This is a genomic window from Paenibacillus tengchongensis, assembly GCF_008973665.1.
GTDB classification, from domain to species: domain Bacteria; phylum Bacillota; class Bacilli; order Paenibacillales; family Paenibacillaceae; genus Paenibacillus_AQ; species Paenibacillus_AQ tengchongensis.
The window spans coordinates 205,081-226,791 of the sequence record NZ_WACP01000013.1; the positions used below are offsets into that span (position 1 = coordinate 205,081).

The following is a 21,711-nucleotide window of genomic DNA, read 5'->3' on the forward strand; positions in this document are numbered from 1 at the left end:
TGCGGGTTACCCCCGGCTAGAATTCAACACCCCGTACCTTGGAGAACACCATGGTGTCCCGCAGCGCGCCGTCTACATCCAGCTGGTCATTGCGGAGGATGCCCTCCAGCGTAAAGCCCGAACGACGGGCGACGCCTGCACTGCGTTCATTGCGGGCGTCGCAGCGGATTTCCAGACGGTTCGCCTGCAGCTGCGTGACCGCAAACCGGGTGATTGCCTCCACAGCCTCCGTGACCAGCCCCTGTCCCGCCCAAGCCGTATGAATCCAGTATCCGATTTCGAATTTACGCGCTTCCCAGTGAATGCGGTGCAGGCCGCTGCCGCCGATAAACTGTCCGCTCTCCTTCAGAATCAGCATCAGCCGCAGATCGCTGCGCTCCAGAAACTCGAGCCGCGAGCGGCGGACGCTGGCCTCCGAATCCTCCGGTGTCAGTCTGCTCGTCCACGGCATCCAGGGCCGCAGCTCGCCGATGCTTTCCTGCGCCGCCTGGCATACCGCCGCCCCGTCTCCCCACTGCGGAGCACGGATCAGCAGCCGCTCACTCTCCAGACTTTCCGGAATGTCCATCAGAATCAGAGGATTATCGTTACCCATGTTTACCGCTCCTTCGCTAATACAGATAAATAAGGCTAGCCTACCATAGTCCCGTTTAGATTTACACAGTCTGGTTACATAAAAAGAGTCGAAAGTATCTGAATACCATCAAGGAGGAGAACGCGATGAAGGATCAATTGACGGTACAAGACCCTACTACCCAATATCAGAAGGCTACGCCGGAATTCCAGCAGCAGCAGCCTGCTCCGGGGCTGGAGCAGAAGATGACTCCGAAGCCGGATGATGGTTCAAGCACTTATAAAGGCACCGGCCGACTGACCGGACGCAAGGCTGTAGTCACCGGTGCGGACAGCGGCATCGGCCGGGCGGTCGCGATCGCTTATGCCCGCGAAGGGGCCGATGTGGTGCTCTCCTACTTGCCGGAGGAAGAAGCCGATGCGCAGGAGGTCGTCAAGCTGGTGGAAGAGGCAGGCCGTAAAGCTGTCGCCCTGCCGGGGGATATCAAGGACGAGGCATACTGCGAACAGTTAATCTCTACTGCGGTGGAGCAGCTCGGCGGCATCGATATTCTTGCCAATATCGCCGGGATGCAGCAGTTTGTAGAAGATATTGCCGAGTTGACCACCGAACAGTTCGATGCCACCTTCAAGACCAATGTATATTCCCTGTTCTGGCTCTGCAAGGCGGCGGTCAAGCATATGAAGCCGGGCAGTACGATTATCAACACCTCGTCGATTCAGGCCTACAGTCCGGCGCCGATTCTCCTGGATTATGCGACGACCAAGTCGGCCATCAACACCTTCAGTAAAGCGCTGGCCCAGCAGGTGGCGGAGAAGGGCATCCGTGTCAACGTTGTCGCTCCGGGTCCGGTCTGGACTCCGCTGCAGGTGAGCGGCGGCCAGCCGGTAGAGAAGCTGAAGGAATTCGGCAACACGACTCCGCTCAGCCGTCCCGGCCAGCCGGCCGAAATGGCTCCGGCGTATGTGTTCCTGGCGAGTCCTGAGTCCAGCTACATCAGCGGCGAGACGCTGAATGCGAACGGCGGCATGCCGACGCCGTAACGGAATAGGCGCAACGTGCAGCGACCCTTAACAAAGATATGCGTATGCCCCGCAGAATAACGGTTATTCTGCGGGGTTTTGCTGTGCGGCGGCCAGCGTTTTTTTCCATTCCCGGAGTGACGTATATTCATAACTGGCCATAACGGACCTCCTTCGTTGTTAATTCCTACCGGAACAGCTCATCCAGCTCGGAGACGTGTTTTATGAACCTCAGCTTATGCCGGTACGGCTCCAGGAATTGCAGGATTTCCGGCTTCTGTTCTTCGTTGAACTGGCGGCTCCAGCCGTAGCACCGGCGCAGCATATGGAGCGATTGCTTATAATTGCCCTGTCTGATTCCCAGCCGCTGAAGCAAATACCGTTTGGTAATCCGGTAATATCTTACCCCTGGGGGCGTGTCCAGAAAAATAATCAGCTCTGCTTCGGCAAAAGGCCGCCGATACCCAGCGGTGATGCACGCCCTCCAGAATCCACTGCGGCGAATTCACAATATCCATAAGAAAAGCATCCCTGTCCGCTTCGCTGTTGCGGATGTCACCCCCGGGAGACCGTCTCCATACCACATTGTCCAGCTCATAGCAGGGGATACCCAGGCGGCCCGCCAGCGTTCTGGCGAGAGTGGACTTGCCGCTGCCGACAGAGCCGATAATATGTATTTTGACCGGAGCTACTCGATCCATTGTCTGGGCCCTATCCTGTGAAAAAGACCGCTATCTCCGGCTGAAGCTGCATGAACGATTCGTTGTATCGTGAAATCGCTGATCGGTTTGGGCAGCTCGGTAGTTCGGAAGTAGCCGCATTCGAGGATTTCCGGTGAAGCGGGCTGCGGAATGTCCTGCAGAATTTGTCCGGCCTCATTGGTTATTACTGCGGCAGCCCCAAGCAGTTTTTTGGTCACATGCACACACCCTCTCTTGCATTATTGGTGATATAACCCCGATACTATTAATGAAGGTATCATACCCGGCGGCAAACAGCTGTGAAATGTATGATAACAACAAGCAGGCAAGGGAACGGTGACCATATGCAAATAGAACTCGATGATGAGATGATTCACATAGATGTGCAGTACGGGAAGCGCAAGAAGCTGTTGCTTCATATGGATGCAGCGGGCCGTTTCACACTCAAGGCACCAAAGGGGACAAGCGAGGAGACGCTGCGCAGTGCGCTGGAGCGGCAGCGGGAATGGATATCCGCAAGCCTGCGGCGCAGCAAGGAAGCGCGGAGAACACCCGAGCCGAAGGTATACAGCGGCGGGGAAGATGAGCGTTTTCTGTACCTGGGCCAAGAATATCCGCTGCACGAACTGATTGCGACGGATCAGTTAACCGCCGAACAATTGAAGCTTCAGCTCAAGCGGTTCTATTTTGCCAGCCTGAAGAAGCTGATTGCGGAGAGGATCGGACCCTTCCAGGCGCAGCTTAAGGCCAAACCCAAAAGCGTCGAGATTATCGAGTCCGGCACCAAATGGGGCAGCTGCAGTGCAGATAAGAAGCTGGCCTTCAATTACCGGCTGGCGATGGCTCCGGCCGAGGTGATCGATTATGTCATCGTGCATGAACTATGCCATCTGCTGCACATGAATCATGACCGCTCCTTCTGGCGGCTTGTAGGCAGTGTAATGCCCGATTATGAGGATAAGGAGGCCTACTTGGCCCGGCAGGGCCAGTTCATGACACTATAAGCAGGAGCGGAGTCCGTAAAGCGGGCTCTTTTCTGTCAATATTCGACATTATTTTCCTTGAAAATGTCCGCGAAGCAGTTCTTCCGTCGAATTACACAAAGACTTTTCTCCCCCTATACCACCTTAGTCTACCATCCCCATTAAACCAAAGGGTACACAACTTTACCCTCCGGTATATTCACAGACCCTGCTATTGCGAGTATCTTATTTAGTAAGAAATGTTCTTAATTAAGAACTTACGAAAACAGTTCCTGCAGACCTGAATCCAAGGTCCCGGGAACGGACTTTCCTTTACGTGGAGGTCTTCCATGAGCGCAATCGCCGGAATCTATCATATGCAGCATCATACGCTTGATCCGGATCTGGGGACGGGCCTGATGGGACAGCTTGAACGTTACCCGGCAGACGAAGCCAGGGGATGGCAGCACTCGGACGTCTACCTGGGCTGCAGGGCGCAGTGGATTACGCCCCAATCCCTTGCAGAGAAGCTCCCCTTCTACGACCGGGAGCGGGGACTGGCGATTACGGCGGATGTCATCCTCGATAACCGCCCGGAGCTGACCGAACAGCTCGGCATTCCCACTTACGACCGGGAGAGCATCCCGGACAGTCTGCTGATTCTGCTGGCTTATGACAAGTGGGGGGAGCAGGCGCCGGCCCATCTGGTGGGCGACTTCGCTTTCATGATCTGGGATGAACGGAAGCGTTCATTATTCGGAGCCAGAGATTTCTCGGGTAACCGGACGCTTTATTATTACCGGGGGGCAGGGTTGTTTGCCTTCTGCACAGTGATTCATCCGCTGCTGGCTCTGCCCGGTGCAGACCGGCGCCTGAATGAAGACTGGACCTCCGAATTTCTGGCGATTCCGACCCGGGTTGATGCCGCCGACTGCTTCTCTACCATTTATCAGTCGGTTCAGCAGCTGCCGCCGGCGCATTCCATTACGGTTACCGGAGAGAATGTTGCATTCTCGCGGTACTGCACGCTTGAGGCGCCGCCTGTTCTGCGGCTCCGCTCAAACGGTGAATACGAGGAAGCGTTCCGCGAGGTGTTCGGACGGGCAGTGCATGACAGGCTCCGCACCCGGCTGGCCGTCGGGGCGAACTTAAGCGGGGGCCTCGATTCCGGATCTGTAGTCAGCTTTGCAGCCTCGGAGCTGCGGCACAAGGGGCAGCCCTTGCATACCTTCAGTTCTTATCCGGTTGAGGACTTCGTGCAGTTCAGTCTCGGCAAACGGATCGCCGATGAACGGCCTTTTATCCAGGAGACGATTGACCATGTGGGGAACATTGAGCCCAGCTTTCTGAACTTTCCCGAGCTGAGCCCCTACAGCGAGATCGACCCGTGGCTGGATATTATGGAAATGCCGTATAAGTTCATCGAGAATTCTTACTGGCTTAAAGGAATCTATGAGCAGGCGCAGCAGAAAGGGGTCGGGGTGCTGCTCAGCGGGCAGCGGGGGAACTGGAGTATTTCCTGGGGGCCTGCACTCGATTATCAGGCCAAGCTGCTCCGTGAATTCCGCTGGCTGACCTTTTACCGCGAGAACCGGGGGTATAACCGGAGCATGGGGGCCGATCCGCGGAAGGTGATGCAGATTGTCGGACGGAAGGCGTTCCCGGCGCTCCGGAACATGCGCCAGCGGAGCTACCAGCCGGAGGAGCTGCCGGAGCTGATCAACCCCGACTTCGCCAGACGCACAGCGGTGCAGGAGAGACTGCGGGAGCTCCAGGTGGATGATGATACCTCGGTCCGCACCGTATACGAAATCCGGCGGGCGCATTTTGCCCAGCCGCATATCTGGAATGTCAACGGCACGGCGGCTACGAAGCTGTCACTGAAGTACGGGGTATGGGATCGTGATCCCACGAATGATCTCCGTGTCATCAGGTTCTGCCTGTCCGTTCCAGAAGAGCAGTTCGTGCAGGACGGGGTGGACCGTTCTCTGATCCGCCGGGCCATGCAGGGGCGTCTGCCCGACAAGGTCCGCTTGAACCGCAAGCAGCGGGGCGTTCAGGGGGCCGACGGTGTCTTCCGGATGGTTCCGGAGTGGAATTCGTTCCTAGGCGAGCTCCGGGAGATGCTGAGCGATGCCCGCGCCGTACCGTATTTGAACACCGCCGGATTGGCCCAGTGCTTGGAGCGGCTGGGGAGCAAGCCCAAGCCGGAATATATTTATCATTCCGATTTCCGCCTTCTGACCCGCGGACTGGTATTTTACCGGTTTCTGAAGCAATTATCCAAGTAAGCACAAGCTTACAGCAGCACTTGAAAGGGGGTGAGAAACATGAAAAAGGAATACAGCAAGCCTGCACTCGAAGTGTTGGACGTAAAAATGACTATGGCTGGTCCTGGTCTGACAATCGCCGACTCCTTCCAGAACGATCCGGATGAAATCGTACATTACTCCTAATTTTGTTTCAGACTTTCTCAGCCCTCATCCCCCTGTGCTTGCTGGAGGGGGATAAGGGCTATATTTACATCTTGGGGCTGAAGCGATCAGGAGGTTACCCTGAACTAAAGTGGAGGGAAGCGTGTGGCAAAAACGATACAACGCTTGGCTTACCGGGCTTTCGGCCTGCAGATTTACAGCGAATTTCCGCTGCCTGAGCTTCCGCCGGCGGATGAGCCCGGCATACTCGGCAGCATCTCCGTAGAACGCGGAGATCTGAGGGAACGCTGGGAGGCCATGCCCAAAGTTACAGCCCATCTGGGTACGGCTGACGGCGAGGTGATGTTCTCGGCGCCGGATGTGGCCATCTTCTCGGTCCAAGGGGGCAATCTCATTACCGTATCACCGGTGGACGGTGCGGATGAGGATTGTGTGCGGCTGTACATTCTGGGCAGCTGCATGGGGGTTCTGCTGATGCAGAAACGGATTCTGCCGCTTCACGGCAGCGCACTGGTGCTCGGCAACGAGGCTTATGCCCTGGTCGGCCGCTCTGGAGCAGGGAAATCCACGCTCGCCTCCTACCTGATGGACCAAGGCTACCGTATGCTCAGCGACGACGTTATTCCCGTAACAGTGCAGGATGGCTATCCGCTCGCCGTTCCGGGCTATCCGCAGCAGAAATTATGGCAGCAGAGCCTGGACTATCTGGGGCTGAACGCATCTGAGTACCGTCCGCTATTTCAAAGAGAGACCAAATTCGCCGTTCCGGTGCATGACCGTTTCTATGGAGAGCCGCTCCGGCTGGCCGGCGTGTTCGAGTTATCGGCCGGCGGTGAATCCCCGGTAGCCCTGCAGCCCGTGAACGGGATGGAAAGATTTCATACCCTATACCATCACACGTATCAGAGGGCCATGATTGACCGGACCGGCATCCGCGAGTGGCATTTCGGCATGCTGGCCTCCTTTGTCAACCGGCTGCCGATGTACCGGCTGACCCGCCCGGACCATGGCTTCAGCGCTCCGCGGCAGACCGAGCTTATTCTGGAAATCATCCAAAACCAGGTGAAGGAGAATTCAAAATGAATATGACCCGTGTGTTGTCTCCCGATTCCGTGCTGGTACAGCGCGAAGGCAATATCGCCAGCGATATGGACGGCGAGAAGGTAATGCTGAATGTAAAGAACGGCAAGTATTACAACCTCGGCGAAGTGGGCGGGGAGATCTGGGCTGCGCTGGAATCTCCGGCCTCGGTACGCCAGGTGACCTTAGCCATTCAGGAGATGTTTGAGGTGAGCGCGGAGATTGCGGAGCAGGACGTGCTCGCGTTCCTGCAGAATCTGCTGGATGAGGAACTGATCGCCTTCGCCGGCGAATCATGAACGCGCTGCGGCGGCTAAAGCAGCTGCTTGTCCATGAACGGGCGGCGGCGGCATTGTTGCCGGAAGCGCTTTGGCGGCTGTTCCTGGCCCGGCTTCAGCTGCTGCAGCCGTTCGCTAAGACGGCTCCCCGCCTTGGCATGCAGTCCATGGAGTCGGCGGAGGCGGCCAAGGCGCAAGAGCTGGAGGTAATCCGGAACGTCACCAAGGCGATCCGGGTGATGAGCCGCTATACGCCATGGAAGAGCACCTGCATGGTCCGGGCGGTGGCCGGGCTCAGGATGCTGGAGAAGCGCGGAGTCGAAAGCACGCTGTATATGGGTGTGGCCAGAGACAAGGCCGGCAGGATGATTGCCCATGCCTGGCTGCGCAGCGGAGAGCATTATGTCTCCGGCGATGATGCAATGCAGGGCTTTATCGTGGTTGAAAAGTTTGCCAAGCTGTTACATGCAAAGTAATCGAGGTGGGTCCATGCAAGCGATCATGTATTATATCCGGCAGCTGCAGCGGTTGTCCGGCATCAAATTAGTTCTGAATCTGCTCGGTATGGCGTTTAGCGGCTTGCTGGAGAGTTCCGCCATCCTGCTTCTGGTGCCGATGCTGGCCATGGCCGGAATTGAGCTTTCCGGCGGCGCGGTGTACCGGATCCCCATGCTCGAATTCATATCGGAGCTGCCGCAGACGACGGCACTCTTGCTTGTGCTCGGGGCGTATGTGCTGATTGTGCTGAGCCAGAATCTAATTTCGCGATATGTCGCGATATCCAATGTGGACATTCAGCAGACCTACAGCCGGCAGCTGCGATATGAAGCATACAGCGCCCTTTTGCGGGCGCGGTGGTCCTTTTTTCTGAATAAACGGACCTCCGACCTTATTAACATCATGACTACGGAAACGGCGCGGGTAATGGCCGGCATCAGCTGCTTCCTGCAATTTATCAGCTCGCTCCTGTTCACGGTGGTCCAGATTGCCTTCGCCTTCTGGCTGTCCCCGAAGATGACGCTGGTTGTGCTGGTCTGCGCGGGGCTGCTGTCCTTCTTCTCCCGCCGCTTCATCCACAAGGCCAAGAAGCTGGGCGGACGCAGTACCCAGCTGGGGCAGCAGTATTTGGCCGGGATTACCGACCAATTGAACGGGATTAAGGATATCAAGAGCAATAACCTGGAGCGGTCGCGGCTTGCGTGGCTGCATGAGTTCACCGGTGAGGTGAAGAAAGAACAGCTGGATTATACCCGCCTGCGCTCCGGCTCCCAGATGATGTACAAAATGTCCTCGACGCTGCTCATCGCCGTTATTATCTTCGTCTCATTCCGTTTCCTCCATGCCGAAGGTCCGAATCTCCTGCTGGTTATTCTGGTATTCGCCCGCCTGTGGCCGACCTTTGCCACGCTGCAGTCGCTGGCGGAGCAGCTCGCCTCCGTGATGCCTTCGTTCAAGCTGCTGCAGGAGCTGCAGGAAGAAACGCGGAGAGCGGAGGAGCACGGAATGGAAGCGGCCGGCCAGGCAATTGTGCCGATGACACTCAAGGACCGGCTGGAAGCGCATAATATCAATTTCCGTTACCACCCGGATGACGAGCAGTACTCCCTGAGACAGGTGAATGTGACCATACCGGCCAACAAGATGACTGCCATCGTCGGTCCTTCGGGCGCCGGCAAAAGCACCCTCGTCGACCTGCTCATGGGACTGATGCAGCCGGAGACGGGAGAGATTCTGGCCGACGGCGAACCGGTTACCGGTGGGCGGCTGCTCGCTTACCGCCGCTCCATCGGCTATGTCGCCCAGGACCCCTTCCTGTATAATGCGACCATCCGCGACAACCTGCTGATGATCAAGCCGGATGCCAGCGAGGAAGAGCTCTGGGAAGCGCTGGAGTTCGCTTCCTCCGCCGACTTTGTCCGCAAGCTGCCGCAGGGGCTGGATACCCTGATCGGCGACCGCGGCATCCGCTTATCCGGCGGGGAGCGCCAGCGGCTGGTGCTGGCGCGGGCCATCATCCGCAAACCGTCGATTCTTGTGCTCGACGAGGCAACCAGTGCGCTTGATACCGAGAACGAGAAGAAGATTCAGGAGGCGCTGGAACGCCTGAAATCTACCGTGACGGTTATCGTCATCGCCCACCGGCTGTCCACGATCCGGGGGGCCGATCAGATTCTCGTCATCGACCAGGGACGCGTGATTCAGCAGGGGGTCTACAGCGGCCTGGCTTCCGAGAAAGGCGGCATGTTCAGCCGCCTGTTAAGCAGCCAGGGGGAAGCCATGTAAGATGCCCTGCCCGTACATGAAGAATAGCCCGTTTCGACCGGAAATCCGGCTGAAACGGGCTATTCTTCGCTAAGAAGCGGACATTCATTGCTCTGCTTTCCCCGTTGCCTTGCGCCAGGTCCACAGAAACGGGCGCAGCGGGAAATAGAGGAAATGCAGAGGCTTCGGCAGCGGCAGTGTCTTCGCATCCACCGCATAGGGATACAGGAAGCCGGTCACGTAGAGGACTTGATGCCATGGCGTCAGAATCGCCGGCTGGTAGTATTTGAAGTGCCGCTCCACTTCCGGCTCCAGCGGCGGATTGTGCAGGTTGACCATCCGGGCGATGTAGAACATCGCCTGCTGTGCCATGCGGCGGGCCTTGGGGCGGCTGCTTACCGCAGAGAGCTCCGGAACCTCCGGTGCCTGCAGCAGCCCGTATGCCAGGATCAGTGCCTGCCCGCCGGCGTCAGTGTAGCCGTAGCGTTTCAGCAGTCCGGTCAGCTGCGGGGCGTCCAGCGGCTGCAGCAGCAGCTGCCGGATATCGAGCAGCCATCGCAGCCGTGACCAGCCGTGCCGCGCACCGTGGGCGGCGAGGAACATGAACAGATCCTCGGGTCCCAGGTAATGCACGTTCGCTCCGAGCGGGCTGACCCGCGAGCGGCTCCACAGCGCTTCGAAGCCCGGCTCTCTGGAAGGGCCGGGGCTTAGCCGCCAGTGCAGCTCCACCTTGATATTTTTGTCCGGGTGATGGTAGGTCTTGTGATGCTCCCGCCATTTCCAGTCGCCCAGAAGAGCTTCGAAGATTTCTTCCTCGACGTATCCAAGCCCGGCCAACAGCGTCTCCGCCTGGGATAGCTGTGTCATCGGCACAATGAAATCCAGGTCGCGCGAGGTGCGCAGCGATAAATCCCCGTATAAGTCGAGGGCCAGAACCGGCCCTTTCAGAAAGATCGAACGAATATTCCGCGCCGCCAGCGCATCCGCCAGACTGCTCATTTCTCCGCTGAGCTGCAGCATCGACACGGTATTCCGGCGGTATTCATTCTTAAGGCGGGCTGTAAAGCCTGCCGGAACCGCCCCATCTGTCATGCGGCTGAGCTTGGGATACAGATACGGGTATACGCGGTGGTGAAGAGAAAGCCGCAGCATTTGCTCCCAGTCGATACCGGCGAATTTCTCCGGCTGCCGTTCGGCAAGCCTGCCGATGTCTGCTGTGGCCAGCAGTTCCAGCAGAAGCTTGGTTTCTCTGGAAAGACTCCCTTGGTCAAGGGCATAACGGTCGGTCATAGAGACTCCCCTTTTGCAATAATGAACTGGTAGGACGAATTGCCTGGTATGGTTTTGTAGTAGAGAGATAAGTATCATTAAACCATTGACCCCAGGCGTAACGCACCCTTCTAAGGATATCTCATTCTGCCAAAAGAATCGGACCCAGAAGTGACGTGAATTGTAAAAGAACGGCATAAATTGGGGGGGCGGCGAATGCCCGGCAATTACGCGCGAAGCTTTTCCAGTTCTCCGATCCAGCCGCTGACATCGTTTACGCTCCAGGCGACCGTTTCTTCACCGTGTCCATGGCGGTACGTAATCTGCAGCAGGGGGCCGCCGGCCTTCCGTATTTTGCCCAGATGCCCGCTCGCCTGATTAATGCCGGTAATGCTGTTCAATGGAATGACAATCTGTCTTACCGGAACATACATCTCAAAAATTACTGTGCGCTCAGTCAGTATAAGCCAGCCGTTTCCACGGATTTGTCCGTAGCCGCGTGAAGTGGTCCCGAACAAATTGGCCATTCGGTCCAAGCGCAGAATCTCGTTCTTCTTAAGCTTCTTGTCGATGCTGCAGGACCTGATGATGAGGATTGCCGCCAGAATCAGAATTACTGCAGCAAGTATCGCGAGCTTTGTCATATGGTCGCCTCCAGGATTGTGGATCAGGTGCATTTACAAATAATAGTAGCATGTGATGAAATCGCCGGATATGCTAAGATTATATTTCTGCGCAGGAAGCGCAGATGATGGGGGACTGCGAGATGGCTGAAGAATGGCGTGACATTCCGGGAGCGGATGAATGGAATAAGGTTGAACCGGTGCTGAAGGGCTGGTCCGGCGATAAAAAATTCTGCATCCGTCACGCTAACGGGCACAAGCTGCTGCTGCGGATGGCAGGAGGAGCGGATCTGCCGCGGAAACGGGCGGAATATGAAATGATCAAGAGGTTCAACAGTCTCGATATACCGATGTCCCGGTCGGTCGGGTACGGCTTATGCGGCGGGGGGGAGTATAGCTACCTGCTGCTCAGCTGGGTTGAAGGTGAGCCGCTGGAGGAACGATTGCCGGAGATGGCTCCGCCGGAACAGTACCTTCTGGGAGTGGAAGCGGGACAGATCCTGGCCGCCATGCATGCTCTTCCGCACGGTGAAATGACAGGGTGGGAGGAAGCGATGCAGGCCAAGATCCTCCGCCGGATAGAGCAGTACGAAGCTTGTCCTTACCGCCTGGAGGGGGACGAGAAGGTTATCGCTTATGTGAGGGAGAATATCGGGCTCATTGCAGACACGCGCAAGGTATACCGGCACGGCGATTTCCATATCGGCAATCTGCTTTACACTCCGGACGGCACAGTCGGGGTTATTGATTTCAACCGCTGGGACAGCGGCGACTATGCCGAGGAGTTCTACAAGCTGCAGTTTTTTGACCGGGAGGCATCTGCGGCATTTGCCAGGGGGAAGCTTGACGGTTATTTCCAGGGGCCTCCTCCGGAGGCGTTCTGGAGAAGACAGGCGCTGTATGTAGCTTATGCCGCGCTCTTTTCCATTGTATGGTCGATCCCCTTCGGGGCTGATGATATAGCCGGCATGCAGCAGCGGGGCAGGCAGGCTATTGCGGATTATGCCGGTTTTACGGCCGTTATCCCGCGCTGGTATGCGGAAGAGGAATCTTCTATACGTTGAATCTGGGCAGAGGGTGCGGTAGAATGGCTTTGACTGCAGATTTAACCAAGAAAGGGATTGTATCGGCTTGAATAATGAGGAATTGAACCGGGAACTGCCGGAGAACTATGCGGATTTGAAAAAAGCTGCCGGACGCACAGCGGACTGGAGAGCGCGTCTGGCCGCCGTGGAGGAGCTGGGCAACTATAACCATAAGCAGGTTATCGACATTCTGAACCGGCTCGTAACTGATGATCCTGTCTATGCTGTGCAGCTTGCGGCATACGAGAAGCTTAACGCCTTTGGCGAAGAGGTGGCCCGGCCGTCCGAGAATAAGCCGGAGCTGTTCAAAGGCTTGTCCAAAATTCTGCTGCGCATCAAGAAGAGTCTGCCCAAGGAACATTCTTATGAAGACTTTAAGGCGAAGCTGCACAAGATGAGAATTGACATTTACGATGCGTATGAAGGCGAGAAGGGCGCGGAGTTTGATGCCTGGCTGGAGAAACGGTGGCGCTCCGCCGGGAAATAAACGGGCTTATATATAAGAAACAGGTACCCTCTGCAGGGTACCTGTTTCTTTGTGGATCTTCGGCTCAGCCGATTTAAGCTATTCAGCCTATTAAATGAGGCCGGATTTTTGCAGCAGACGCTGCAGCATGGCAGCCACCTCGGCGCGGGTCATATTCGCTTTCGGTGCAAGCAGCGACTCGGCGCCGTTGCCCCGGCCGTTGATGAGGCCGGCCTGCAGACCGCCGGCAACGCCGTCGGCAGCCCATGGAGCTACTGCGGAGGCGTCGGCATACGCGCCCAGTACTGCATTCGCGGTATGGCTGCCGAGCGAATCGGCCAGACCGGTCAGCGCCATCGCTTTGGAGACGATGGTCATCGCCTGCTCGCGGGTGATGAGCTCCTGCGGACGGAAGCTTCCGCCCTCGTAGCCCTGGAGAAGCCCGTAGGCGCTCGCGGTTTCCACTGCGCCGCCGAACCAGTCGGAGGCATTGACGTCATTGAAGGAAGAAACCGTGCTTGCCGGCTTCAGACCCAGGGCGTTCACCAGGATGGAAGCGAACTCGGCCCGCGTAATGTTCTGGTCCGGTGCGAAGGTGCCTGCACCAACACCGTTAATGATCAGCCTGGAGCCGAAGTCGTTCACAGCGTCCTTCGCCCAGTGCTGCGCTACATCAGCGAAAGCTACAGGATGATAGACAACGGTATACACACTGTTAGTCAAGCTGTTGATTTCAGCTACATAACGCTCATTGTCTCTGGAGACTTTGGTCGGTACCTGGCGGATGGTTCCGTCCGGGTCGACTACAATGCCGGTTGTAATCTTACTGGCATCGGTGCCTTCCGGCAGTGTAATGCTGCGGCTTACATAACCGCTGAAGGTAGTCAGTTCAGCCGATTTACCGTCGTAAACCCCGCGCACTGTGAAGTCGACCGGTGTGCCCAGCAGCTCCACGCCAAGACGGGTTGCTGCGCTGTTTACTTGCTGTACCACATCACCGTTCGGTGTGGAGATGGAGATTTCAATCTTGATGTCCTCCAGAGCAAGGGTCTCCCCGAACTGGCTTGACATGTTATCGATCTTGATCTGGCCTGCCGGCAGAGAATAGCTGGCGTCCGGCGTCTTCATTTGCAAAACGGCGCCTTTGTTCTCCATGTTCTTGATCATCTGGCCGTTCAGTTCTACGACAGTGACCTGGGCAGATGAAGAAATCGGCAGTGTCACAACCGCTCCCTGTTCCTGGTTAGCGATCATTTCCTCGAGCTTCTGCTGGTCTACAGTCAGCCGCTGAAGGGACTGTCCGTCTAAGTTGCTTGTAGTTAATGTGCCGGCATTGATCACTTCACCGTTGACCAGCACCTCGGTTGCTTGGGCGGTCTCCGGTATAATGGCCGTGGTTGGAGCCGTAGTTGGGACATACAGTGTAGGTATAACTGCAGCGGACTCTTGGGAGCTTACGCTGCTGCCCATTAAATTGATGGCTTTAACCGTAAAGGTATAGCTTGTGTTGTTGTTCAATCCGGTAACCACAATCGGGCTGCCGGTTCCGGTGGCTGTGATGCCGCCCGGCTCAGCGGTTACGCTATAGCCGATTACGGGCTGGCCGCCGCTCACTGCTGGAGGCATGAAGTGCACAGTTACTTCCCTGTCGCCCGGAACCGCAGCAATCTCAGTCGGGCTATCCGGGGTTGTAGCCGGAACGGCACTTACGGTGCCGGAGGCCGGGCTGATTCCGCCGGCATTCTCAGCTGTGACGGTAAAATAATAGGTTGTACCGTTGGTCAGTCCGGTTACAGTGTGGCTGTAGACATCCCCGCTGACCGAAGCGGCCGGGGTTCCTTCCATATCCGGTGTCAGGCTCTGATAGATGGAATAGCCTGACGCGGTTTCGGCACCGTTCCAGCTCAGGGTAACCTCTCCGTTGCCGGGAACAGCCGACTGGATAGCCGGAGCATCCGGGGCTTTCATCTGCGGCAACGCGTTCAACTGGTTGGAGAACAGGCTGTCGCCGCCGCCGTTGACAGCTTTCACAGCGAAGTAGTATTCCGCGCCATTGGTCAAACCGGTAATGGTGTGGCTGTAGACCGCACTGCTGACCGCTGCAACTTCGTCACCGTAGGTTGCGGAAGTGGCGCTCTGATAAATCTTGTAGCCGGTAGAACCGTCCACCGGACTCCATGTCAGGCTGACTTCGCCGTCGCCGGAAACGGCGGATTGCAGAAGCGGCGGAGCGGAGTTGCGGATCTGTACAGTAAATACCGGATTCTCTCCTGCGTCCATCACCAAGGTGAACTGGTGCTCACCTGCAGCCAGCGTAGCCAGATATTCCTTATGGAGGGTAATGGACTCTTCATCGACCGTATAAGCCGAAGAGTCCAGGCTTGTGCCCGCAAGCGTAATATCCGTGAAGGTATTACCGTTTAAAGTTAAGACTGTGGAGACATCGTCATAACTGCCCGGTTCCGTAGTCCCCATATATTGATCGAAGATTCCGGACACAGGAGACACCGAGGCGTCCTTGGAAGGCTCCTGTACACCGCCGGTTGTGGCATTGCCCGGAGTCAGGCCGGAGATAAAGATACCTGTAGGAGCAACGTCATCTCCGGTATTGGCTACAGCGATCTTCAGTTTATGGGTGGTCTTGCTGCTGTCGAGCAATCCGACCAGTGTCTGCGGCGGTGCCCAGGAACGCCAGCCTTCAACTACAGGCGAAGGGTAATTGAACAGATTGGCTGCCGGATTCACACGCAGAATGGAGCCATTGGGCATGAAGGCATAGTTAACGCCATCCACAAACACACCGGCGATATCCCAATCATAGATGCTTTCCTGGCTGGCAAAAATAAAGCTCAGGGCCACCGAAGTCTTGCCTTCGGGAACCGTGAATTCGAATTCGAGTGCCGAGACATTGGTTACCTCGGCGCCTTTATTGGCCCCGTCAAGAATCGCCTTAAGGTCATCGTCGCCTGTAGCGCCCATGGCCTCGGCCTTAAGGAACAGCCCCTTGTTCAAACTAAGCGCTGTACCGTCCGGCAGCGTCCCGGCATTGAGCTCATCGAAAGAAGAGACATTTTCGAGCGGTCCCTTGATGCTCTCCGAGCCGTCTACCAGAGTGACGGAAGAGCCGCCCAGAAAGTGTTTTACTGCATCGGCAGCGCTGCCGACCGTAGTAAAGCTTTGCGCTTCGGCGCTGGCGCTCACCGGTAAGATGGAGCTTAGCGTGACAACCGCCGCCAGGAGCAAAGCTGAGGTTCTCTTGTTAAAAAAATTCATTCCTGTCGTTCCTCCTTCAATTTCTTATTATTAAAATTTACTTGTTGACATTGTAACAGCCCGCTCTAAACAAACTCTCAACAAATCTCGACAAAATCTGATGTTTCTTCTGCATTAGCCGTGCTGCATTGCAGTGTCTGCCTGAAGTATAGTAAGGTAAACAATATACAGAGAATGTCTGTTCTTAAAATCCAAGCGAAAAGGAATGACAATATGTCTGCAAATCCGCAGCATCATGCGCTCACCGAGCGCTTTCAAGCTTATCTGAAGGCTTCCGAGGCCTTGCGTCCCGGTTATATCGCCAGCCTGGGCGCAGGTGTATCCGGCGGGAAGATCGCTGAAGTCGTGCCGGCAGCACCGGAGCTGCTGAGCGTCATATACAGCCAAGTGTCCGGGACGGACGGCGGAGAAGAAGAAGTTAGCTTGATCGAATTCATTCCGGGGTACCGGCTGATTCATATTGACGAATACCGGGAGCAGCTACAGGCGCTTAATCGAATTCTTGAAGAGAAGAAATATCAGGGGGGCGGACTCGTACTTCCGCTGCTGGCCAATTACGGCGGAGATTTCATCTGTTACCGGCGCACGGAGGAAGGCCGGGAACAGATCTGTGACCTGATGCAGGATTACGGTGAACTGGTGGTCATGTATGACTCACCGGATTCCTTCCTGGATACGTTATGCGAGTTCTACCGGCAGGAAGTTTATTTCCTGGATGAAGACGGCTTCCTGGATTGCGATTTGATCCGCGAAGGCGAGGTTGGGGCGGCGCTCAATCCTGATTCGCAGTATTGGACGGAGTAACCAGCCAGGACAACAACAATACAGGCGGATGCACGCCCTATGGTGTGCATCCGCCTGTTCAGGTTAAGTCTTCAATTATAGCTGCCGTTATTGCTGCGCAGCCCGTTTCTCCTGCTCACGCAGCTCTACGCGGCGGATTTTGCCGGAAGCGGTTTTCGGGAGCTCGGCGGTGAATTCGATGCGGCGCGGGTACTTATAAGGCGCAGTCCATGTTTTGACATGCTCCTGCAGCTCTTTGGCCAGCTCCGGCGTGCCGGCGTGTCCGTCCTTCAGTACTACGAACGCTTTGACGACGGAGCCGCGGATTTCATCCGGGCTTGCCACAACCGCGCATTCCTTAACCAGCTCATGCTTCATCAGCGCTTCCTCGACTTCGAAAGGCCCGATCGTGTAGCCGGAGCTGATGATAATATCATCCCCGCGGCCTTCAAACCAGAAATAACCCTCCTCATCCTTGCGCGCCCGGTCTCCTGTAACGAAATACTCGCCATGCGAGCTGTTCGCCTTACGCTCAGGCTCCCTGTAATAGCCTTGGAACAAGGCGGGCATGCTCAGATGGACGGCAATATCGCCTACAACACCCGCAGGCAGCGGGTGGCCATCTTCATCGATAACCTCGACAATCCCCGGTGCGATGGATTTGCCCATAGAGCCGATACGGACCGGCTCGTCCTTCAGGGCGGCGATAATCAGCGTGCTCTCGGTCTGGCCGTAACCGTCACGGATTGTAATGTCGAAATGCTTCTGAAAGGTACGGATAACCTCTTCATTCAGCGGCTCGCCGGCGGATACCGCGCAGCGCAGACGGGAAAGATCGTATTGGGCGAGACTTTCGCTCTTGGCCATCAGGCGGTATTCCGTCGGCGTGCAGCATAACACCTGGATGCCGTGGTCCTGCAGCAGCTGTAAATAGCGGTCAGGGTTAAAAGATCCGTTATACACGAAGCCCGTAGCCCCGTTACCGAGCACACTCAGGAACGGACTCCAGATCCATTTCTGCCAGCCGGGAGCAGCGGTTGCCCATACGGTATCGCCCTCGCGGATGTCAAACCAGAGAGAGGCTGTAATACGCAGATGCGCGTAGCCCCAGCCATGTGTATGCACAACGGCTTTCGGGTTGCCCGTAGTGCCCGAGGTGTAGGCCAGGATGGCGATGTCATCGCGGCGGCTGGCTACGGCCGGGTAATCGGCAGGCTGCCCTTCCATTATACCTTCCAGACGGGTCCAGCCCGGACCGGTCAGCTCCGGATTGCCGGAGACAGCGAGCCGGTGCTCCAGTGCAGGCAGGTCGTCGGAGATCCGGTTAACTTCGCCGCAGGCCTCAGCCTGGACGATGATGGCCCGGGCTTCCGAATGGCGCAGCCGGTAAGAGAGATCCTTGGCGCGCAGCATTTCGGATGAAGGAATGACGGCGAGTCCGAGCTTCAGGCAAGCGAGATAGATTACATAAGCGATGATCGAGCGCGGAACCATGACCAGCACACGGTCTCCTTTATTCAGGCCAAGGGCGGCTAAACCCCCCGCCAGGCGGCTGGCTTGCTCAAGCAAGGCGCCGTAGGTGATTTCCTCATACTTTCCGTCGTTGTGCAACCATTTCAGCGCAATTCTGTCTTTGGGATGCTGCTCCATCTCGGAAGTCAGATTATACAATTCCGGTGCGATCCACTGCTGATTTGTATTCAAAGTTACCTCTCCTATATACATGATGGGCAAAACCTGTATTCACTTTTCTTAGTATAGCATGTTATCCTAGTACCAGATATTAAGACACAAAGAATGTGAAATTACATAGCAGTAAATCTGCGCTACTTCTGCATCATTTGCTGCCCGGCAGCCGGTTATTCAACCCCTCGCCCGTACCCGGAGGACATGTTCGATACGGCCGGTATTGTTCAGCGTGTTATAAGTATTGTCCATGTATAATTGGACCTATCTCAACATTTTATACTTTTGGAACAGGCGGTAGATAACGGTGAACAAGATTGAACAGTTAAAAAACGTATTGGACGTGATTCAGAACACGTACCCGGAGGATACCGCTGTTGTGCTTGCAGATACGGATAAAGTGCTTGCCTATCTCCCTGGACAGCAGATCGACCTTAAAGTGCCTGTGGGAATGCCGATCGAGAAATTCAAGGGCACTGTATCCTACGCCGCTTATGAGACCGGAGCCATCCATCGTGAAGAGCGCGGTGCTGAAGCGTTCGGTGTGTCTTACTTGTCTTCGGCGGTTCCGGTTATCGAGAACGGAGAGGTGACCGGTGTGATCTCGGCCATGATCTCCAATCACCGTACCGCCGTTCTGCAGGACGGAGCGCAGGAGCTGTCGTCGCTTGTTGAGGAAATGACAGCTACGTCCGAAGATGTCACGCTTTCCGCAGTGGGAATTACGGAACATCTGGACGGCCTGCTAAGCCGGTCCAATTCTTTGGTCCGCGATATTGAGAGCAGCTTTGAAATCTTGTCGACTGTGAAACAAATTGCCGATCAGTCGCATATGCTGGGCCTCAATGCTGCTATTGAAGCTGCAAGGGCTGGTGACAGCGGACGGGGCTTCGGCGTAGTGGCGACAGAAATCCGCAAGCTGGCCGGCAGCAGCAATGAACTGGTGAAGAACATCCACAGCCAGTTAAACGGAATGAAACAGGCAATGCTGCAGATGGATCAATCGATCAGGGAGATTATGGCATTTGCCCAGCATCAGCAGCAGTCTATGCAGGAGCTGAGCCGGGCCTTCGAGCATGTTGCTTCCACGGCGAATGATCTGTCTAGTTTAAAATAAAAAGGATACAAGCCAGTGCAGGCACTGGCATATGGAACCGGGGCCTTCAGGCTCCGGTTTTTTTGCCGAATACGGTTACTGGGAGATAATAAGATGAACAAACCATTTAATGTGAGGGGCAATCCGATGAGTCCAGCCGAGTTTCACGAAATATACGCTATTATGGAAGCATCTTTCCCGGAGGACGAGTTTCGTACTTTCGAAGGGCAACGCTCCCTGCTCAGGAATCCCAACTATAGACTGATAACGGAGAAGGATGCTGCCGGTGTGATTCAGGCTTTTCTCGCTGCGTGGGAATTTCCGCTGTTCCGGTTTGTGGAGCATATTGCCGTTTCTCCGCGTATGCGGGGCGGGGGCCTCGGAAGAAAGCTAATGGAGCGACATCTTGCCTCATCCGACAAGCCGGTTGTGCTGGAGGTGGAGCCGCCGATGGATGAGCTGCAGAAGCGCCGGATCGGATTTTATGAACGCTTGGGGTTTTGTCTGCAGACCTACGAATACAGGCAGCCGCCCCTGAGGCCCGGACAGACCGGACTGCCGCTGCAGCTCATGGCCTATCCCCGGCCGGTTAGCGAAGAAGAGTTCAGAAGAATCCGGGATATTTTGTACACCGAGGTATACGGGCAGCCGCCGCAAAGCAACGCTTAAAGGTTCGTCTCATAGAGATTCGCGGGCGTGTGATCCATGGCTACAATGGCTACAGTTTAGATAACCTTCTTTACATTCGCGATACAAGTTGGAAACAAGTTATTGGTTTAATGAATGTGTAGCAAGGAACACAACCAAGACCCTGTAAGAGGAGACGATATACTATGAAAAGCAAGAAAATGATCCTCGCCACTATGGCATTTGGAATGGCTATCACAGGCTCGGCCGGAGTGTATGCCGGAACCAATCTGCAAAAAATCAGTGCTTATCTTAACCATGGCATTGCTTTCAAGGTCAATGGAGCGGCGTACACGCCCGTAGATAATAACGGCAAGTCCCTGGCACCGATTACCTACAACAATACGACTTACCTGCCTGTCCGTGCGCTGGCTGATGCTCTGGACGTTCCCGTAACCTTTGATGCTTCTGCCAACCAGGTGATTCTGGGGAATACCTCAGGCAATACAGCTAATGGCAGCGGCACGGCAATTACATTAACAGCAGTTCAATACTCGACTGCCCAAAAAGAACAGATTCAAAAAGCCTTCGCCGCATTCCAAGGCTTCGAAACCGCCTATGCGCCGGCGCAAATGATCAGCGGAGATGCCTTTCAAAAGGTCAGTGGAGGCGGAGATGGCGTAAGCTTTGTATTCAAGCATATGAATGTTAATGTTTCGCCGCGGGATTACTCGTTCGATTATGAGGGAACCGGCGTCAAACTGGCGAATGGGGCTGAGGGGAAATGGTATACTCCTTCTGATGTACCGATGCTGACCTTTAATCTGGATGACCGGTATGTGACTGTAAGTTCGCCTGACCGGATGCTCAGCAAAGCTCAATTGGAGAAAGTGGCAGCCCAGGTAGCGAAGCTGGTGAAATAATTAAAGGTATGAATAAAGAAAGGCTATCTGCAGGCTGATGCCTGCAGATAGCCTTTCTTACCTGACCATAGTTAAAATCTATTTGTTGGTGCTGTGTTGCTTGTTGGCCAGCCGAGCACCGGGTGTTCCTTTGCCGCGGCGTTTGTTTTTCTCGGCCTTCTTCTGGTTCTCCTGAAATTTAGCGACAAATTCATGCGTATCCATGTGAAGCCTCCTAAGCAAGTTGGATTCATCAGTAACAATCGGTGCGGACATTAGGCTGGTGGGCGGAATCATTGTTACTGTAACCATTCAAGAGGTGAAACATACATGCCTTTAAATAACTATAGAGTGAGGATTCCTAAAGGAACCGAAAGAAATTTCAAAAAACACTTGCAACCATTCTTCATACATGGTATATTCTAATTCCGGCCAAGAAAGATCAAATGGTTGCTCGAAAAAAGAAATTAAAAAAGAGCTTGCATTGATCGGCTGGATATGATATAGTATAAGAGTTGCTGGTGATGAGAAATTGATCGAACGCAACAATGTTGATCTTTGAAAACTGAACAACGAGTGAGTATTGG

Annotated in this window: 24 protein-coding genes; 14 read left to right on the forward strand and 10 right to left on the reverse strand. The window is 55.4% G+C overall.

Translation table 11 applies throughout. From position 1 onward, the window contains the following. Positions 1 to 16 precede the first annotated feature (16 nt). On the reverse strand, positions 17 to 595 hold the full coding sequence (locus F1381_RS21155; protein WP_151736831.1) for a GNAT family N-acetyltransferase: 579 nt from the start codon (positions 593 to 595) through the stop codon (positions 17 to 19). Positions 596 to 720: 125 nt separating this feature from the next. On the opposite strand from F1381_RS21155, the gene F1381_RS21160 reads away from it, so the two are divergent. Beyond that, complete coding sequence (locus F1381_RS21160; protein WP_151736832.1) at positions 721 to 1,617, forward strand: SDR family oxidoreductase; 897 nt, start codon at positions 721 to 723, stop codon at positions 1,615 to 1,617. Positions 1,618 to 1,783: 166 nt separating this feature from the next. On the opposite strand, the gene F1381_RS28955 is transcribed toward F1381_RS21160, so the two are convergent. The 3 genes from F1381_RS28955 to F1381_RS21170 are packed head-to-tail and all read right to left on the reverse strand — an operon-like array spanning position 1,784 to position 2,515. Continuing rightward, positions 1,784 to 1,921, reverse strand: a complete 138-nt coding sequence (locus tag F1381_RS28955; RefSeq protein ID WP_246188135.1) for a hypothetical protein — start codon at positions 1,919 to 1,921, stop codon at positions 1,784 to 1,786. Between the two features lie 13 nt (positions 1,922 to 1,934). After that, positions 1,935 to 2,297, reverse strand: coding sequence for a P-loop NTPase family protein (locus F1381_RS21165; RefSeq protein WP_246188136.1), 363 nt, complete (start codon positions 2,295 to 2,297; stop codon positions 1,935 to 1,937). Continuing rightward, the gene (locus F1381_RS21170) at positions 2,285 to 2,515 is read right to left on the reverse strand and encodes a hypothetical protein (protein ID WP_151736833.1); all 231 of its coding nucleotides are present in this window, start codon (positions 2,513 to 2,515) and stop codon (positions 2,285 to 2,287) included. Before F1381_RS21170 ends, F1381_RS21165 begins: the two co-directional genes overlap by 13 nt. Before the next feature lie 126 nt (positions 2,516 to 2,641). On the opposite strand from F1381_RS21170, the gene F1381_RS21175 reads away from it, so the two are divergent. The 7 genes from F1381_RS21175 (at position 2,642) to F1381_RS21205 (ending at position 9,335) form a co-directional block, all read left to right on the forward strand. After that, positions 2,642 to 3,301, forward strand: coding sequence for a M48 family metallopeptidase (locus F1381_RS21175; RefSeq protein WP_151736834.1), 660 nt, complete (start codon positions 2,642 to 2,644; stop codon positions 3,299 to 3,301). Between the two features lie 308 nt (positions 3,302 to 3,609). After that, on the forward strand, positions 3,610 to 5,550 hold the full coding sequence (locus tag F1381_RS21180) for an asparagine synthase-related protein (protein ID WP_151736835.1): 1,941 nt from the start codon (positions 3,610 to 3,612) through the stop codon (positions 5,548 to 5,550). Positions 5,551 to 5,589: 39 nt separating this feature from the next. Further along, complete coding sequence (locus tag F1381_RS21185; RefSeq protein ID WP_151736836.1) at positions 5,590 to 5,715, forward strand: paeninodin family lasso peptide; 126 nt, start codon at positions 5,590 to 5,592, stop codon at positions 5,713 to 5,715. A 123-nt stretch (positions 5,716 to 5,838) separates the two neighbouring features. Beyond that, positions 5,839 to 6,777 (forward strand): phosphoenolpyruvate carboxykinase (ATP), encoded by a 939-nt coding sequence (locus tag F1381_RS21190; RefSeq protein WP_151736837.1) that lies wholly within the window; start codon positions 5,839 to 5,841, stop codon positions 6,775 to 6,777. Next, a complete protein-coding gene (locus tag F1381_RS21195; RefSeq protein WP_151736838.1) occupies positions 6,774 to 7,073 on the forward strand; it encodes a lasso peptide biosynthesis PqqD family chaperone in 300 nt (99 codons plus the stop codon). The genes F1381_RS21190 and F1381_RS21195 overlap by 4 nt, the downstream gene beginning before the upstream one ends. Beyond that, positions 7,070 to 7,528 carry a lasso peptide biosynthesis B2 protein gene (locus F1381_RS21200; protein WP_151736839.1) on the forward strand — a complete coding sequence of 153 codons (459 nt, stop codon included), beginning with the start codon at positions 7,070 to 7,072 and terminating at the stop codon, positions 7,526 to 7,528. The genes F1381_RS21195 and F1381_RS21200 overlap by 4 nt, the downstream gene beginning before the upstream one ends. Before the next feature lie 13 nt (positions 7,529 to 7,541). Then, a complete protein-coding gene (locus F1381_RS21205; RefSeq protein WP_151736840.1) occupies positions 7,542 to 9,335 on the forward strand; it encodes an ABC transporter ATP-binding protein in 1,794 nt (597 codons plus the stop codon). An 84-nt stretch (positions 9,336 to 9,419) separates the two neighbouring features. Here F1381_RS21205 and F1381_RS21210 read toward each other — a convergent pair whose 3' ends face one another. Continuing rightward, positions 9,420 to 10,604, reverse strand: a complete 1,185-nt coding sequence (locus F1381_RS21210) for a nucleotidyltransferase domain-containing protein (RefSeq protein WP_187355499.1) — start codon at positions 10,602 to 10,604, stop codon at positions 9,420 to 9,422. A 206-nt stretch (positions 10,605 to 10,810) separates the two neighbouring features. Continuing rightward, positions 10,811 to 11,227: a hypothetical protein gene (locus tag F1381_RS21215; protein ID WP_151736842.1), complete on the reverse strand. Its 417-nt coding sequence runs from the start codon at positions 11,225 to 11,227 to the stop codon at positions 10,811 to 10,813. 122 nt (positions 11,228 to 11,349) lie between these two features. Between F1381_RS21215 and F1381_RS21220 the strand changes: the two genes are divergently transcribed. Together F1381_RS21220 and F1381_RS21225 are read left to right on the forward strand one after the other, a co-directional pair. Next, positions 11,350 to 12,270 (forward strand): phosphotransferase family protein, encoded by a 921-nt coding sequence (locus F1381_RS21220; protein WP_187355500.1) that lies wholly within the window; start codon positions 11,350 to 11,352, stop codon positions 12,268 to 12,270. 67 nt (positions 12,271 to 12,337) lie between these two features. After that, entirely contained in the window at positions 12,338 to 12,778 is a 441-nt protein-coding gene (locus tag F1381_RS21225) for a HEAT repeat domain-containing protein (RefSeq protein ID WP_151736844.1), read from the forward strand. A gap of 90 nt (positions 12,779 to 12,868) precedes the next feature. Here F1381_RS21225 and F1381_RS21230 read toward each other — a convergent pair whose 3' ends face one another. After that, entirely contained in the window at positions 12,869 to 16,030 is a 3,162-nt protein-coding gene (locus tag F1381_RS21230) for an S-layer homology domain-containing protein (protein ID WP_151736845.1), read from the reverse strand. 213 nt (positions 16,031 to 16,243) lie between these two features. Between F1381_RS21230 and F1381_RS21235 the strand changes: the two genes are divergently transcribed. Continuing rightward, the gene (locus tag F1381_RS21235) at positions 16,244 to 16,834 is read left to right on the forward strand and encodes an SMI1/KNR4 family protein (RefSeq protein ID WP_151736846.1); all 591 of its coding nucleotides are present in this window, start codon (positions 16,244 to 16,246) and stop codon (positions 16,832 to 16,834) included. An 87-nt stretch (positions 16,835 to 16,921) separates the two neighbouring features. On the opposite strand, the gene F1381_RS21240 is transcribed toward F1381_RS21235, so the two are convergent. Next, the gene (locus F1381_RS21240) at positions 16,922 to 18,517 is read right to left on the reverse strand and encodes an acetate--CoA ligase (protein ID WP_151736847.1); all 1,596 of its coding nucleotides are present in this window, start codon (positions 18,515 to 18,517) and stop codon (positions 16,922 to 16,924) included. 289 nt (positions 18,518 to 18,806) lie between these two features. Here F1381_RS21240 and F1381_RS29130 point away from each other — a divergent pair, with 289 nt between their 5' ends. From F1381_RS29130 to F1381_RS21255, 3 genes are all read left to right on the forward strand, one after another. Further along, positions 18,807 to 19,616: a methyl-accepting chemotaxis protein gene (locus F1381_RS29130; protein WP_187355501.1), complete on the forward strand. Its 810-nt coding sequence runs from the start codon at positions 18,807 to 18,809 to the stop codon at positions 19,614 to 19,616. A gap of 126 nt (positions 19,617 to 19,742) precedes the next feature. Further along, positions 19,743 to 20,264, forward strand: a complete 522-nt coding sequence (locus F1381_RS21250; protein ID WP_151736862.1) for a GNAT family N-acetyltransferase — start codon at positions 19,743 to 19,745, stop codon at positions 20,262 to 20,264. Positions 20,265 to 20,428: 164 nt separating this feature from the next. After that, positions 20,429 to 21,145, forward strand: coding sequence for a stalk domain-containing protein (locus F1381_RS21255; protein ID WP_151736848.1), 717 nt, complete (start codon positions 20,429 to 20,431; stop codon positions 21,143 to 21,145). Positions 21,146 to 21,223: 78 nt separating this feature from the next. On the opposite strand, the gene F1381_RS21260 is transcribed toward F1381_RS21255, so the two are convergent. Continuing rightward, positions 21,224 to 21,349, reverse strand: coding sequence for a DUF4023 family protein (locus tag F1381_RS21260; protein WP_151736849.1), 126 nt, complete (start codon positions 21,347 to 21,349; stop codon positions 21,224 to 21,226). A gap of 111 nt (positions 21,350 to 21,460) precedes the next feature. Further along, positions 21,461 to 21,711, reverse strand: a 251-nt coding sequence (locus tag F1381_RS28620; protein WP_222850468.1) for a hypothetical protein, incomplete at its 5' end; no start/stop codon positions are given.